The organism is Streptomyces sp. RerS4 (genome assembly GCF_023515955.1).
Classification (GTDB): Bacteria; Actinomycetota; Actinomycetes; order Streptomycetales; family Streptomycetaceae; genus Streptomyces.
The window spans coordinates 1984147-1999779 of record NZ_CP097322.1 but is presented as its reverse complement, the minus strand read 5'-3'; the positions used below and the strand labels follow the sequence as shown (position 1 = coordinate 1999779).

Annotated in this window: 11 protein-coding genes and 1 tRNA gene; 7 read left to right on the top strand and 5 right to left on the bottom strand. The window is 70.2% G+C overall.

The features are described 5' to 3' along the window. Nucleotides 1–154: 154 nt before the first annotated feature. The 4 genes from M4D82_RS09150 to M4D82_RS09135 all read left to right on the top strand — a co-directional run bounded on the left by M4D82_RS09150 (nucleotide 155) and on the right by M4D82_RS09135 (nucleotide 6576). Entirely contained in the window at nucleotides 155–478 is a 324-nt protein-coding gene (locus M4D82_RS09150; RefSeq protein ID WP_249765557.1) for a chorismate mutase, read from the top strand. A gap of 40 nt (nucleotides 479–518) precedes the next feature. Continuing rightward, entirely contained in the window at nucleotides 519–3029 is a 2511-nt protein-coding gene (gene pepN / locus M4D82_RS09145; RefSeq protein WP_249765556.1) for an aminopeptidase N, read from the top strand. 740 nt (nucleotides 3030–3769) lie between these two features. Further along, on the top strand, nucleotides 3770–5170 hold the full coding sequence (locus M4D82_RS09140) for a pyridoxal phosphate-dependent decarboxylase family protein (protein WP_249765555.1): 1401 nt from the start codon (nucleotides 3770–3772) through the stop codon (nucleotides 5168–5170). Continuing rightward, nucleotides 5167–6576: a lysine N(6)-hydroxylase/L-ornithine N(5)-oxygenase family protein gene (locus M4D82_RS09135; RefSeq protein WP_249765554.1), complete on the top strand. Its 1410-nt coding sequence runs from the start codon at nucleotides 5167–5169 to the stop codon at nucleotides 6574–6576. The genes M4D82_RS09140 and M4D82_RS09135 overlap by 4 nt, the downstream gene beginning before the upstream one ends. Before the next feature lie 132 nt (nucleotides 6577–6708). Here the strand turns inward: M4D82_RS09135 and M4D82_RS09130 are convergent, their stop codons facing one another. After that, nucleotides 6709–8520, bottom strand: coding sequence for a bifunctional metallophosphatase/5'-nucleotidase (locus M4D82_RS09130; protein WP_249771623.1), 1812 nt, complete (start codon nucleotides 8518–8520; stop codon nucleotides 6709–6711). A 166-nt stretch (nucleotides 8521–8686) separates the two neighbouring features. On the opposite strand from M4D82_RS09130, the gene M4D82_RS09125 reads away from it, so the two are divergent. Then, nucleotides 8687–9391, top strand: a complete 705-nt coding sequence (locus M4D82_RS09125) for an SIMPL domain-containing protein (RefSeq protein ID WP_249765553.1) — start codon at nucleotides 8687–8689, stop codon at nucleotides 9389–9391. A 155-nt stretch (nucleotides 9392–9546) separates the two neighbouring features. Further along, nucleotides 9547–10974, top strand: a complete 1428-nt coding sequence (gene pyk, locus M4D82_RS09120) for a pyruvate kinase (protein WP_249765552.1) — start codon at nucleotides 9547–9549, stop codon at nucleotides 10972–10974. Between the two features lie 385 nt (nucleotides 10975–11359). Here the strand turns inward: pyk and M4D82_RS09110 are convergent. Continuing rightward, nucleotides 11360–11442 (bottom strand) — tRNA-Leu (locus M4D82_RS09110). Between the two features lie 92 nt (nucleotides 11443–11534). Between M4D82_RS09110 and M4D82_RS09105 the strand changes: the two genes are divergently transcribed. After that, entirely contained in the window at nucleotides 11535–12188 is a 654-nt protein-coding gene (locus M4D82_RS09105) for an ANTAR domain-containing response regulator (RefSeq protein ID WP_249765551.1), read from the top strand. 61 nt (nucleotides 12189–12249) lie between these two features. Here the strand turns inward: M4D82_RS09105 and M4D82_RS09100 are convergent, their stop codons facing one another. The 3 genes from M4D82_RS09100 to M4D82_RS09090 are packed head-to-tail and all read right to left on the bottom strand — an operon-like array spanning nucleotide 12250 to nucleotide 15631. Then, entirely contained in the window at nucleotides 12250–12966 is a 717-nt protein-coding gene (locus tag M4D82_RS09100; RefSeq protein ID WP_249765550.1) for an ABC transporter ATP-binding protein, read from the bottom strand. Then, nucleotides 12963–13901 (bottom strand): ABC transporter ATP-binding protein, encoded by a 939-nt coding sequence (locus tag M4D82_RS09095; protein WP_249771621.1) that lies wholly within the window; start codon nucleotides 13899–13901, stop codon nucleotides 12963–12965. Before M4D82_RS09095 ends, M4D82_RS09100 begins: the two co-directional genes overlap by 4 nt. Nucleotides 13902–13906: 5 nt before the next feature. Continuing rightward, entirely contained in the window at nucleotides 13907–15631 is a 1725-nt protein-coding gene (locus tag M4D82_RS09090) for a branched-chain amino acid ABC transporter permease (protein WP_249771619.1), read from the bottom strand. Between the last annotated feature and the right edge of the window lie 2 nt (nucleotides 15632–15633).

Below are 15633 nucleotides of genomic sequence, written 5' to 3'. Positions count from 1 at the left end.
GCGCGGGGACGCGTAGCGGGAGGCCCCGTACGGCGCGGCCGGCTCGTCACCGCCACCCTGCCGCTGTGACCCGTGGGGGTGTCCGCGGCCCGCCCCGTCTCACGGACCGGCCGACCCGCCGGGCCCACCCGACCGCCACGTAAGCTCGGGAACCATGAACAACAGCGACACCGACCGGATCGACGAGACCGTCACCGCCGAACTGTCCCGCCTGCGCGACAGCATCGACAACATCGACGCCGCCGTGGTCTACATGCTCGCCGAGCGCTTCAAATGCACCCAGCAGGTCGGCCACCTCAAGGCCAACCACCAGCTCCCCGCGGCCGACCCCACCCGCGAGGCCAGCCAGATCGCCCGCCTGCGCCAACTCGCCGAAAGCGCCAAGCTCGACCCGGCGTTCGCCGAAAAACTCCTCAACTTCATCATCGCCGAGGTCATCCGCCACCACGAGACCATCGCCGCCGGCGAAGACCAATAGGGGCTGGGGCCCCCGCTCCCGCGTCGGGCAGCATGGGCCCATGTCCGCACTGACGCGCACCGAAGCGCAAGCCCGAGCCCGCCTCCTCGACGTCCACCACTACGACGTCGCCCTCGACCTCACCACCGGCGACGAAACCTTCCACTCCACCACCCGCATCCGCTTCACCGCCCGCACCACAGCGGACACCTTCGTCGAGCTCAAGCCGGAACAACTGCTCACCGCCACCCTCGACGGCACCCCCCTCGACCCCGCCACCCTCGCCGACAACCGCCTCCCCCTCACCGGCCTCACCGAAGGCCCCCACGAGCTGCGCGTCGAGGCCCGCATGCGCTACTCCCGCACCGGCGAGGGCCTGCACCGCTTCACCGACCCCGCCGACGGGGAGACGTACGTCTACACCCAGATGTTCATGGACGACGTCCAACGCGTCCTGCCCGCCTTCGACCAGCCCGACCTGAAGGCCGTCTTCGCGTTCACCGTCACCGCCCCCGCCCACTGGACCGTCCTCGCCAACGGCATCACCACCCGCACCGGCGACCGCGACCACGACGGGGCCGGCATCTGGACCTCCGCCCCCACCCCCGTCATCTCCACCTACCTCGCCGCCATCGCCGCAGGCCCCTGGCACAGCGTCACCACCGAACACGCGGGTCTCCCCTTCGGCATCCACTGCCGCCGCTCCCTCGCCCCCCACCTCGACGCCGACGCCGACGAGATCCTCTCCGTCACCACCGCCTGCTTCGACCGCTACCACGAGAAGTTCGCCGAGCCCTACCCCTTCGACTCCTACGACCAGGCCTTCGTCCCCGAATTCAACGCCGGCGCCATGGAAAACCCCGGGCTCGTCACCTTCCGCGACGAATTCGTCTTCCGCTCCGCCGTCACCGACACCGAACGCCAAAGCCGCGCCATGGTCATCGCCCACGAAATGGCCCACATGTGGTTCGGCGACCTCGTCACCCTCGCCTGGTTCGACGACATCTGGCTCAACGAGTCCTTCGCCGAATACATGGGCTACCAGACCCTCACCGAAGCCACCCGCTTCACGGGCACCTGGACCGAATTCGGCATGGTCCGCAAGCCCTGGGGCTACGACGCCGACCAGCGCCCCTCCACCCACCCCGTCGCCCCCGCCCCCGAAGACGTCCCCGACACCGCCTCCGCCCTCCTCAACTTCGACGGCATCTCCTACGCCAAGGGCGCCTCCGCCCTGCGCCAACTCGTCACCTGGCTCGGCGAAAAGGAATTCCTCGCCGGCATCAACACCCACTTCACCCGCCACAAGTTCGCCAACGCCACCCTCGCCGACTTCGTGGACTCCCTCGCCGCCCACACCGACCGCGACGTCCACGCCTGGGCCGACACCTGGCTGCGCACCACCGGCATCGACACCCTCACCCCCCGCGTCCAGGACGCCCACGGCGGCTGGACCCTCACCGTCGACCGCGACGGCCACCGCCCCCACCGCATCGCCGCCGGCGCCTACGAACGCACGCCCGACGGCCGCCTCGAACGCACCGAACTCCTCGACCTCGACGTCCCCACCGACGAGATCCTCTCCGCGAGCGGCGCCCGCCCCGCCCTCCTCGTCCTCAACGACGGCGACCTGAGCTACGCCAAGATCCGCCTCGACGCCACCTCCCTCGACACCGCCCTGAGCGACCTCTCCCGCATCCCCGACGCCCTCACCCGCGCCGTCGTCTGGGGCTCCCTGCGCGACATGGTCCGCGACGGCGAACTCGAACCCGGCGCCTACCTCGCCACTGCCGCGGCGCACCTGCCCGACGAACCCGACCTCGCCATCGTCCAAGGCGTCCTCGGCTTCGCCCGCACCCAGATCGCCGACCGCTACCTCACCCCAGCCGACCGCACCAGCGCCCTCACCACCCTCACGGACATCGGCCGCGCCCTCCTGCGCCGCACCGAGGACGGCACCGAACCGGGACTGCGCCTCGCCGCCGTACGCTCCCTCATCGACAGCGCCAACCAGCCCGACACCCTCACCGCCTGGCTCGCCGACGACACCGTCCCGGGCGGCCCCACCCTCGACCCCGAACTGCGCTGGCGCATCCTCGCCCGACTCGCCGTACTCGGCGCCGTCGACGAGAGCGCCATCGACACCGCCCTCGCCGCCGACCCCAGCGCCACCGGCCAGGAAGGCGCCGCCCGCTGCCGCGCCGCCCTGCCCACCCCCGAGGCCAAGGCCGCCGCCTGGCAGCGCCTCTTCCACGACGACACCCTGTCCAACTACCTCTTCAGCGCCACCGCCCAAGGCTTCTGGCAGCCCGAACAGACCGAACTCGTACGGGACTACGTACCCCGCTACTACCCCGAAGCCGTCGCCCTCGGGGCCCGCCGCGGCCCCGCCATCGCCGAAGCCGCCGGCCGCTACGCCTTCCCCGCCCACGCCATCGACGACACCAACCTCCGAGCCGGCCACACCTGCCTCGAAGACCCGAACCTCATCCCCCTCCTGCGCCGCAAACTGGTCGACCAACTCGACGACCTCTCCCGAGTCCTCCACGTCCGCACCCCCCGAATCCCCTAACCCGACCACCCCGACCACCCCGACCACCCCGACCACCCCGACCACCCCGGCCCCACCGGCCCACCCCGGCCCCACCGGCCCACCCCGGCCCCACCGGCCCCACCGGCCCGGCCCGGCCCCACCGGCCCACCCCGGCCCCACCGGCCCGGCCCCGGCGCCCCGGGCAGGCGAACGGGGCTCGGACCCGCACCGCCGCGGACGGGGTCCAAGTCGGAGCCGGCCCCGGGCAGACGTCCGGCGCCGCGCCCTGGCCACACGCCAGGCGGCCGACGACCGGCCACCGGCATCCGGTCCGGTACCCGGGCCGGGGGCCAGGGGAGCAGGATGCCCCGGAGTCCCCGCAGCTGGCCGGGGCGTCGCGGCGGGGAGGGCCCGCCCACCCGGCCGGGGCCGCCGGCAGCCCCGGTGGCTACGCCCGCCGCCGGATTCGGCCATCGGCCCGCGCGGGCGGTACCCGGCTCGGGCGGGTTTCGGGCGGGTGACCGTCGCCGCGGCGCCCGGCGGCCGACCGGCTACCAGGAGCGCGAGGCCGTCCGGCCCCACGGGCCGGCCCGCGCTCCGACGCCGCGACCCCACCGACCGCCCGGCCGGAAATCGGCGCCCGACACACCCCGGCGGTTACCCCATCCGGGTCGGATCGTTGTACCGCCCGGGTGTCCCGCCCGGCCTCGGCCCTTCCGGCGCGCAGCCACACCCCCACCGCACCCCGCGACACCGCGCCCCCGCCCCGAAGGACCCGCATGACAGCGCCCGCGCCCGCGCCCCTACCCCCGCCACCCCTCGCCGGAGGCGGCCGGGCCGGCGCCGACGCCCTGCGGCCCCTCCTCGACACCGTCCTCACCGCCCTGCGCACCGGCGCCGAACAACGCGGCGGCCCCCTCCCCGCCGGCGGCCCCGACACCGTCACCGCCCACACCACCGCCGCACTGGGCGACGTACTCCCCGCACACGGCACCGGCGACCACGAAGCCCTCCGCACCCTCGTCCACACCCTCACCGCCGGCGCCGCCGACCCCGCCCACCCCCTGTGCGCCGCCCACCTGCACTGCCCGCCGCTCGCCGTCGCGGCCGCCGCCGACCTCGCCGTGAGCGTCCTCAACCCCTCCCTCGACTCCTGGGACCAGGCCCCCGCCGCCTCCACCGTCGAGGCCCTCCTCACCCGCACCCTCGCCGCCGAGTTCTACGACACCCCCCGCGCCGACGCCCTCCTCACCACCGGCGGCACCGAAGCCAACCAACTCGCCCTCCTCCTCGCCCGCGAACAGCACGGCCCCCACCTCGCCGTCCTCCACGGAGCCAACGCCCACCACTCCATCCCCCGCGCCGCCTGGCTCCTCGGACTACCCCCCGCCCGAAGCCTCCCCACCCCCACCGGCACCCTCGACCCCGCCGTCCTCGACGAAGCCCTCGCCCACACCCCCGGGCCCGCCCTCGTCACCGCCACCGCCGGCACCACCGACGCCGGACTCATCGACCCCCTCGACGCCCTCGCCGACGTCTGCGCCCGCCACGGCGCCACCCTCCACGTCGACGCCGCCTACGGCGGCCTCCTCGCCCTCCACCCCCACCGCCGCACCGCCCTCACCGGCCTCCACCGCGCCGCGACCCTCACCGTCGACCTGCACAAAATCGGCTGGCAACCCGTCGCCGCAGGACTCCTCGTCGTCCCCGACACCGACCGGCTCACCCCCCTCGCCCACCAGGCCGACTACCTCAACGCCACCGACGACACCGAAGCCGGCCTCCCCGACCTCCTCGGCCGCTCCCTGCGCACCACCCGCCGCCCCGACGCGTTCAAAATCGCCGTCACCCTGCGCTCACTCGGCCGCGACGGCCTCACCCACCTCATCGACCTCACCTGCGCCGCAGCCCACCGGCTCGCCGAACTCCTCGACGCACACCCCCGCTTCGAACTCCACGCGCACCCCACCCTCACCACGGTCCTCTTCCGCCCCACCCCCGCGGACGACACCCACCTCGCCGCCCTACGCCGCACCCTCCTCCACGACGGCACCGCCGTCCTCGGCCGCGCCACCGCCGACGGCCGCCTCTGGCTCAAGGCCACCCTCCTCAACCCCCACACCACGGCGCGCGACCTGGACACCCTCGTCACCCTCCTGGAAGGCAGAACCCACCGATGACCGCCCAGCTCGACACACCCCACGACCTCGTCGGAATCGGCATCGGCCCCTTCAACCTCTCCCTGGCCGCCCTCGCCCACGGCCTCCCCCGACAAGGCACCGACCCCCTCGCCACCGCCTTCTACGACCAACGCCGCGACTTCCGCTGGCACCCCGGCCTCCTCATCGACGGAGCCAGCCTCCAAGTCCCCTTCCTCGCCGACCTCGTCACCCTCGCCGACCCCACCAGCCCCTGGACGTTCCTCAGCTACCTCAAGCACAAGGAACGCCTCTTCCCCTTCTACTTCGCCGAGCGCTTCCACATCCCACGCGCCGAATACGACGCCTACTGCCGCTGGGTCAGCGGCCGACTCCCCGACCTCCACTTCGGCCACCAGGTCGACGCCGTCCGCTGGAACCCCGAACGCGACCTCTTCGAAGTCGACTACACCCAACTCGACCCCGACGGCGAAGTCGAAGCCCTCGGCCGCACCCACACCCGCAACCTCGTCCTCGGCATCGGCACCGCCCCCTACGTCCCCGAACCCCTGCGCCCCCTCGCCGACGCCCCCACCGTCCCCGTCATCCACTCCGCCGACTACCTCGACAACCGCCAACGGATCCTCGCCGCCGAGCACGTCACCGTCATCGGATCAGGCCAATCCGGCGCCGAGGTCTTCCTCGACCTCCTGCGCGCCCGCCCCGCCGGCCGCGAAGGCCTCACCTGGCTCGCCCGCACCCCCTCCTTCGCCCCCATGGAGTACTCCAAGCTCGGCCTCGAACACTTCACCCCCGACTACACCCGCTACTTCCACGCCCTCCCCGAACCCGTCCGCGACCGCCTCGTCCCCACCCAATGGCAACTCCACAAGGGCATCGACGCCACCACCATCGCCGCCATCCACGACGAGCTCTACCGCCGCTCCCTCCACGGCGGCTGGCCCGACGCCGTCCTCACCCCCGGCGTCACCGTCCGCACCGCCGGCCGCGTCGCCACCACCAAGGTCGAACTCCACCTCGAACACACCCAGCAGGGCAGCCGCTCCCGCCTCACCACCGACGCCGTCGTCCTCGCCACCGGCTACCGGGAACGACCGCTCACCAGCCTCCTCGCCGGCCTCGACCCCTACATCCGCAAGGACTCCTCCGGCCGCCCCCGCATCGACGACCGCTACCGGATGATCCTCGACCCCTCCGTCACCGGAACCGTCTTCGTCCAGAACGGCGAACGCCACACCCACGGCGTATCGGCCCCCGACCTCGGCCTCGCCGCCTGGCGCAGCGCCGCCATCCTCAACACCCTCACCGGCAAAGAGCCCTACCCCCAGCCCCAGCGGACCGCCTTCACCACCTTCGGCCTCGAACAGCGGGAACACACCCGCCCCCACCCCACCGTCGAACTCCTCCCCCTCGTCGAACACCCCTGAGGCCCCCCCACCAGGCGCTTCGTCCGTCGGCGCCGGCTTCGCCACCGGTTCGCCGCCATCCGGCGAACCGGCGCCGGCGCCTCGACCGAGGCCCTGGGCCCACAGGTCGCGGTGGAGGCGCCGGAGGAACGCCTAGAAGACCGGCACCCCCGCCCGCGTCAGACGCCAGTCCACCGACGCGAACCGCGCCGGATCCACCGTCCCCGCCGCCTTCACCCACTGGATGATCGTGTTACGGATCTCCTCCGAATTCGCCCACACCTGCCGGGCCTGCGGAACATGCGGGAAGTTACCGCCACCCGAAGCCCGGTAGTTGTTCACCGCCAACACGAACCGCGCCGCCGGATCCACCGCCTGCCCCCGGAACGACAACCCCGTGATCCGCGACCCCACCGGCTGCGCGATGTCGATGTCGTACGTCAACCCGTACACCGCGTCGTAGTTGTAGTCCGGCACCCCCTCGGAGTTCGTCAGCTTCGCCACGTCCACCACATCCCCCGGAGCCGTCCGCACGAAGTACCGCGCCGAGTACTCCAGGTACTCCTTCAGCTGCGCACCCGTCAGCAGCCGCGCCTCCAGCGTGTTCTCGAACGGGTACAGCCCCGCCGCGTCCCGCAGCGTCACCTTCCCCGCCGGAATCGACGCCGTCCGCGAGAAACACGACGCCTGCGACACCACCGGCAGCGCCGCCCACTCCGAACCCGCCAGCGCCGCCTTCACCGTCTCCGCCTGCACATGGTTGATCAGATCGATGATCGGCACGTCCTTCACCGGACCCTCCGCCGCCGACATCGCCTGCGTCGACGTACCGATCACCTGGTTGACGTACGCCACCACCTTGCGGTGCTCGTCCGACAACAACCCCGTGATCTTCGGGTCCTCGGCCACCGTGTTCGAGTTCAGCACCCGCGCCGCGACCTTCGCCACCGACCAGCGGCCCCGCTCCCACGCCAGCTCGAAGTCGAACAGCGTCAGCCGCTGCCCCCACTTCAACGGCTCCGACAACACCACGTCCTTGCCGGTCGCCTCGTTGCGCACCCGGTACTCCGGGATCTCCGTGTGCGCGTGCCCCACCAGGATCGCGTCGATCCCCGGCACCTGCTGCGCCACCAACGCCGCCGCGTTCTCCACGTACGGCAACTGGTCACCGTACGAGGACGTACCGCTCGACCCCGAGTGCGCCGACACGATCACCACGTCCGCACCCATCGACCGCAGCCGCGGCACGTACTTCGCCGCCTGCTCCTCCAACCCCGGGAACGTCATCCTCCCCTGCACGTTCGCCTTGTCCCACAGCGCGATCCCCGGATTCGTCAGACCCAGCACCGCCACCTTCACGTCCCGCCCGTGCGGGGTCCGCAGCCGGTGCATGCTGTACGGCGCGAACGCCGGCCGCAACGTCTTCGCGTCCAGCGCGTTCGCCCCCAGCAGCGGGAAATCACACTGCTCCTCGAACTTGCGCAACACCGGTATCCCGTAATTGAACTCGTGGTTCCCGAGCGCCGCCGCGTCATAGCCGATCGCGTTCATCGCCTGCGCCATCGGATGCACCGGCCCACGCCGCGCGGTGATCGGATCCACCTTCGCGTAGTAGTACGACAACTGCGTGCCCTGGATCGTGTCACCGGCATCGATCAACAGCGTGTTGCGCCGGCCCTTCTCCGCACGGACCTGGTTCACCAGCGTCGAGATCTTCGCCAGACCGACGTCGTTGTGCGCCTTGTCGTCGAACTCCCGGTCCGTGAAGTAGTCCCAGTTGAAGACGTTCCCGTGCAGATCGGTCGTCCCCATCACCGTGAACGCGTACGTACGCGGACCCCCCGCCGACTGCCGTGCCCCCTGCGCCTCCTGCGCGGCCGCCGGCGTGCCCGCCGTCCCCGCCACCGCCACGGCCGCCCCCGTCGCGGCCGTCGCCCCCATGAAAGTCCTACGGTCGAACGCCATGCCATCTCCCCTTGTCAACGCGTACGTGTCAGGCGCCGCGCCACCCGATCCGAGGGTGACCAACGCGCGTAGATTCTGACCTACGGGTAACAAGCGGCGACACCCCGCCCGAGGTTTCGATCCCGATCACCCCACCCGAACGGGCGACGATGCGACAGTGGAAACCATGACCCAGGACCCCACGCACCAGCCCTACGGAACCCCCGAAGTGCCCCGCGTCGCCGTCCGCGGCGAAGCCCGCCTCGAAGTCGACCCCGAAATCGCCCGCATCGGCATCACCGTCACCGCACGCGGCACCGATCGCCGCACCGCACTCGAAGACCTCACCCGCCGCAACAACGCCGTCCTCGACCTCGTCAAAAGCTACGGCGACCCCGTCGAAAAACTCGAAACCGGCACCTTCTCCATCACCCCCGAACTCACCCGCCACGGCCGCGGCGAACGCGTCCGCGCCTACCACGGCCGCGTCCACCTCACCGCCGAACTCACCGACTTCACCACCCTCGGCGAACTCACCACCCGCCTCGCCGACCTCGAACTCACCCAGGTCGACGGCCCCTGGTGGGCCCTGCGCCCCACCTCACCCGCCCACGGCGAAGCCCGCCGCCAAGCCGTACTCGAAGCCGTCCAACGCGCCCGCGAATACGCCCAGGCCCTCGGCGCCGACCTCGCCGCCCTCGTCGAACTCGCCGACCTCGGCGCCGAAAACGCCACCCCCCTCGCCATGGCCGCCCCCGCCGGCATGCTCCGCACCATGGGCTACGGCGCAGGCGACGAAACCGACGCCCCACCCCTCGACCTCGAACCCCAGCGCCAGACCGTCTACGCCCAGGTGAACGCCCGCTTCACGATGACCGTCCCGCGACTCTGAACGACGTAGCGACGTAGCACATTCACCCGTCGGGGGTGCTCATCGGAGCACCCCCGCGCACATTCAACAATTGTCAACAACCTTTCGCGCAAAGGTTGTTGAGTGGACACCCGGAACCAATTTCCTACTGCCTGGTAGCGGCATACGCTCGACTCATGCGCCGAGCAAAAATCGTATGTACCCTGGGCCCCGCCACCGACTCATACGACCAGATCAAAGCACTGGTCGAAGCCGGAATGGACATCGCCCGCCTCAACCTCAGCCACGGCACCTACGCCGAACACGAGGAGCGCTACCAACGCGTACGCAAGGCATCCGACGAAACCGGCCACAGCGTCGGCATCCTCGCAGACCTTCAAGGCCCGAAGATCCGCCTCGGCCGCTTCCGCGAAGGCCCCGTACTCCTTGAACGCGGCGACGCATTCACCATCACCGTCGAAGACCACGAAGGCGACCGCCACACCTGCGGCACCACCTACAAGGGCCTCGCCCACGACGTCACCACCGGCGAACGCATCCTCGTCGACGACGGCCGCGTCACCCTCGAGGTCACCGGCGTCGACGGCCCCCGCGTCCACACCCTCGTCATCGAAGGCGGCATGGTCTCCGACCACAAAGGCCTCAACCTCCCCGGCGTAGCCGTCTCCGTTCCCGCCCTCTCCGACAAGGACATCGACGACCTCCGCTGGGCCCTGCGCACCGGCGCCGACGTCATCGCCCTCTCCTTCGTCCGCAGCGGCCACGACATCCAAGACGTCCACCGCATCATGGACGAAGAAGGCCGCCGCCTCCCCGTCATCGCCAAGATCGAAAAACCCCAGGCGGTCGACAACATCGACGACATCGTCGCCGCCTTCGACGGCATCATGGTCGCCCGCGGCGACCTCGGCGTCGAAATGCCCCTCGAACAAGTCCCCATCGTCCAAAAGCGCGCCATCAAACTCGCCAAGCGCAACGCCAAGCCCGTCATCGTCGCCACCCAAATGCTCGACTCGATGATCGACAACAGCCGACCCACCCGCGCCGAAGCCTCCGACGTCGCCAACGCCGTCATCGACGGCACCGACGCCGTCATGCTCTCCGGCGAAACCAGCGTCGGCAAATACCCCGTCGAAACCGTCAAAACGATGTCCCGCATCGTCGAAGCCGCCGAAGAGGACATCCTCGCCAAGGGCCTCCCACCCCTCACCGAACGCAACAAACCCCGCACCCAAGGCGGAGCCGTCGCCCGCGCCGCCGCCGAAATGGGCGACTTCCTCGGCGCGAAATTCCTCGTCGCCTTCACCCAGAGCGGCGACACCGTCCGCCGACTCTCCCGCTACCGCTCACCCATCCCCCTCCTCGCCTTCACCCCCGACCCCGCCACCCGCTCCCAACTCAACCTCACCTGGGGCGTCGAAACCTTCCTCGGCCCCCACGTCGACTCCACCGACGCCATGGTCGCCCAAGTCGAAGAAGAACTCCTGCGCATCGGCCGCTGCGTCCCGGGCGACATCGTCGTCATCACCGCCGGCTCACCCCCCGGCGTCAGCGGCAAAACCAACCTCGTCCGCATCCACCACCTCGGCGACCCCGTCCACTGACCTAGTATTTCGGCCCGATGTGGGCGTCCATCCACGCGACGGACGCCTTGCGGGCGATGGACACGTTGAAGGGGTTGTGCCCGCGAAATAGGCCTGCTTGTCGAGAGGGGTGCCATCGGATTGAGGGCAGTCCGGATCGTGTGAGCCAGGGCACTCGCCGCGCTTTGCGCGGTCCTGGTGCTTCCAGTACCCGATGGTGCCCAGCGGGAGGTCGAGTTGGCGGGCAACGTCTGCGTTCCGCGCGCCTGCGCGCAAGGGGGAGAGGGCCGTTTGGCGTACTTCGAGGCTGTGGAACTCCATGAGGCAACTGTGCGTGACTGCTCATGGCTGCGCGTAGCAAAAAGCGGACGTTCACGCGAAGGTGAACGTCCGCTTTTCGGACAAGTGCCGGGTGCGGGATTCGAACCCGCACGCCCTTTCGGACAGATGTGTTTGAGACATCAGCGTCTGCCATTCCGCCAACCCGGCAAGGTCGCATGTCGGAGTGTACCGGGTGACCGCGCGGCGGCGCTGCTAGGTAGGCTCATCCAAGCAGCACAGCCCCGCAAAGAGGAGCCCCCGTGACCGCCGAGCATGAGTCGACGCCCACGTCCGACGCCGACCAGTCGCACGTTCCGCCGCTGACGACGCGGGTCGTCATCGCCGAGGACGAGGCGCTCATCCGTCTCGACCTGAAGGAAATGCTCGAAGAGGAGGGGTACTCCGTCGTCGGTGAGGCCGGGGACGGGCAGACGGCCGTTGAGCTCGCGCGTGAGCACCGGCCGGATCTGGTGATCCTCGATGTGAAGATGCCCGTCCTGGACGGGATCTCCGCGGCCGAGAAGATCGCGGAGGAGTCCATCGCCCCCGTGCTCATGCTCACCGCCTTCTCGCAGCGCGACCTCGTCGAGCGGGCGCGTGACGCCGGTGCGATGGCGTACCTGGTGAAGCCGTTCAGCAAGAGCGACGTGGTGCCCGCCATCGAGATGGCCGTGTCCCGCTTCGCGGAGCTGAGGGCGTTGGAGAAGGAGGTCGCGGACCTCTCGCTGCGGCTGGAGACGCGCAAGCTGGTGGACCGGGCGAAGAGCATCCTGCAGACGCAGTACGGGCTGAGCGAGCCGGCTGCGTTCCGGTGGATCCAGAAGACCTCCATGGACCGGCGCATGTCCATGCAGCAGGTCGCGGAGGCGGTCATCGAGGACGCCGAGGAGAAGAAGAACGCCGCGCAGGGTTGATCACAGGCATGAGGAAGGGCCCGTCTCCCCCCGAGGGGAGACGGGCCCTTCGTCGTGGGCGTCAGTCCTCGCCGAGGTAGGCCTTGCGGACGTCCTCGTTGTGGAGGAGTTCCTGGCCGGTGCCGGAGAGCACGATCTTGCCGATCTCCATCACGTGTGCCTGGTCGGCGAGCGAGAGGGCGGCCTGGGCGTTCTGCTCGACGAGCAGGATGGTCATGCCGGTCGACTTGAGTTCGGCGATGGTCGACATGATCTTCTGCATCATCAGCGGGGAGAGGCCCATGGAGGGCTCGTCCAGCATGAGCAGTTTGGGCTGGCACATCAGGGCGCGGCCCATGGCGAGCATCTGCTGTTCGCCGCCCGAGAGGGTGCCGGCGGCCTGCTTGCGGCGCTCTCCCAGGATGGGGAAGAGGTCGTAGGCGCGCTGGATGTCCTTCTCGATGCCTTCCTTGTCGCTGCGGAGGAAGGCGCCGAGCTGGAGGTTCTCGGCGATCGTCAGCCGGGGGAAGATGTGGCGTCCCTCGGGGGAGTGGGCCAGCTTCATGGAGACGATCTTGTGGGCGGGGACGCCGGCGAGGGGCTTGCCGTCGAAGGTGATGTTGCCCGCGGTGGGCTTGAGGAGCCCGGAGAGGGTGCGCAGGGTGGTCGTCTTGCCGGCGCCGTTGGTGCCGACGAGGCAGACGATTTCGCCTTCGTTGACTTCGAAGGAGATGCCCTTGACCGCTTCGATCTTGCCGTAGGCGACCTTGAGGTCTTCGACCTTGAGGAGTGCGGTCACTTGGCCTCTCCTTCCGTGGTGCTGGTGGTGCCAGTGGTGCTGTCCGAGCCCGAGTCCGAGTCCGAGTCCGAGCCGGAGTTCGCGTCCGCTTCGGCGTGGGCTTCCGCGGCTTCGACCTCGGCGGCTTCCTCGGCGCCGGGGGCGCCTTCGAAGGGGGTGCCGAGGTAGGCGGCGATGACGCGCTCGTCACCCTGCACGACGGAGGCCGTGCCCTCGACGAGCTTCTCGCCCTGGACGAGACAGGCGACGCGGTCGCAGAGGTTGAAGATGAAGCGCATGTCGTGCTCGATGACGAGGACGGCGATGCCCATGTCGCGGATGGCGAAGATGAGTTCTTCGGCCGCGCGGGTTTCCTGCGGGTTCATGCCGGCGGTGGGCTCGTCCAGGAGGATGAGGCCGGGGTCGCTGGCGAGGGCACGGGCGATTTCGAGCTTGCGCTGCTCGCCGTACGGGAGGTTCTTCGCGAGGTGGCCGGCCTTGTGCTGGAGGCCGATGAACTCGAGGAGTTCCATGGCCCGTGCTTCGCTGGCGGCTTCGGCCTTCTTGAAGCCGGGGCCGCGCAGGAGGGCGGACCAGAGGCCTTCCTTGGTGCGGGTGTGGCGTCCGACGAGGACGTTCTCCAGCACCGTCATGTTGTGGAAGAGCCGGATGTTCTGGAAGGTGCGGGCGATGCCTGCCTGGGTGACGAGGTGAGGCTTGGGCGGCAGGACGGTGCCCTTGTAGCTGACGGTTCCCTCGGTGGGGACGTACAGCCCGGTGAGGCAGTTGAAGAAGGTGGTCTTGCCGGCGCCGTTGGGGCCGATGAGGCCGACGATCTCGCCCGCGTTGACCTGGAGGTCGACGTTCTTGACGGCGGTGAGGCCGCCGAAGCGCATGGTGACGCCCTTGGCTTCGAGGACCGTGGTCTGGGTGGTGGTGTCCGTGGTGGTCGTCATGTCGTTCACGCCCCCGCCTTGGCGGTGGCCAGGTCCGTGGGGGCCTGGTCAGCGGTGTCGTCGTGGAACTCAAGCTGCGCCCGCTTGTTGGCGATGAGGCCCTCGGGGCGGAAGCGCATGAGCAGGATGAGGGCGATGCCGAACGCGAGGAGCTGGTAGTCCTGGAGGAAGGCCAGCTTCGCGGGGATCAGGAAGAGGAGTGCGGCGCCGAGGATGGGGCCGCGGATGGTGCCCATGCCGCCGAGGATGACGGCGGCGAGGAGGAACGCGGAGTTCGGCGGGACGGGCCCGGCGAAGACGTAGTTCTCGGGGACGACCGTGCTGTTGACGTGTGCCTGGACGGTGCCGGCGAGGCCGGCGAGGGTGGCGCCGAGGGCGAAGGCGATGAGCTTGACCTTGAAGCCGTTGATGCCCATGGCTTCGGCGGCGGTCTCGTCCTCGCGGATGGCGACCCAGGCGCGGCCGATGCGGCTGTTGCCGGCGCGGGAGAACACCAGCACCACCAGGGCCATGACCAGCAGCATCAGGAAGTAGTAGTTGGCGTAGGCGCCGAGGACGATGCCGCCGACGGTGTGGGCTTCGCCGAAGTTCCACCCGAAGAGTTCGAGGTGGGGGATGTTGGGGATGCCGTTGGGGCCGTTGGTGATGTCCGGGCCGGAGTCGCCGTCGAGGTTGCCCATGGCGATGCGGAAGATCTCTCCGAAGCCGAGGGTGACGATGGCGAGGTAGTCGCCGCGCAGTCGGAGGGTCGGTGCGCCGATGACCACGCCGAAGATGAGCGAGGCGAGGGCGCCGACGATGACCGCTGCCCAGAAGGGCAGGTGGATGCCGAAGGCGGAGGCGGTGCTGCCGGAGACCAGGGCGGCGGCGTAGGCGCCGACGCCGAGGAAGGCGACGTAGCCGAGGTCGAGGAGGCCGGCGAGGCCGACGACGACGTTGAGGCCGAGGGCGACGGTCGCGAAGATCAGGATGTTGACCGCGATGAGCGTGTAGGTGTCGCCGCTCTGCTGGATGAAGGGGAAGGCGATCGCGGCGGCCGCGGTGCCGATGAGCGTGACCTGGCGGTGCTTCGCGGTGAGGGCGCCGAGCCGGTCGAAGAGGCCGGCCTTGAGGAGGGCGAAGCCCGCGAAACCGACGGTGATCAGGTAGGTGACGAAGAGCTGCGGTTCCTTGTCGTCGGTGTCGATGCCGAAGGTGATGACGTAGAGACCGAGGGCGAAGACGCCGGTGATGATGAGGATTTCGGCCCAGGCGGGCAGCAGCTGCTTGGCGGCGGTCGCCTTGCGGCTGTCGTCGGGGAGCTTGTACGCGGCCAGGGCCGGGACGAGCGAGCCGACGAGGGCGACGTAGGCGCCGGGCTCCAGGTGGGCGAAGCCGCCGAGGACCACGGCGATGGCGAGGACCGTGAACCAGGTGCCGGCGAAGGCACCGAGCGCGAGGATCCAGACGGGCTTGCGGGCGCCGGTGGGGGTGAGCCAGCGCAGGCCCTTGACGCCGAGTGCGGACAGCGCGAAGACGGCGGTCAGGAGACCGGCGACGAGGCTGAGGAACTGGATGGGCGCCGGGCTGCCGTAGTAGGTCAGGTCACCGGGGAACTCGTCCGTCCAGGTCCAGGCGAGGAAGGCGCTGATGACGGTGAGCAGGCTGCCGCCGATGACCGCGTAGAGGAGCGCGGCGGGGGCGGGGCCCTGCTGGGTGACGGCGGTCTGCGGGGTGGTGTTGGTGGTCATGG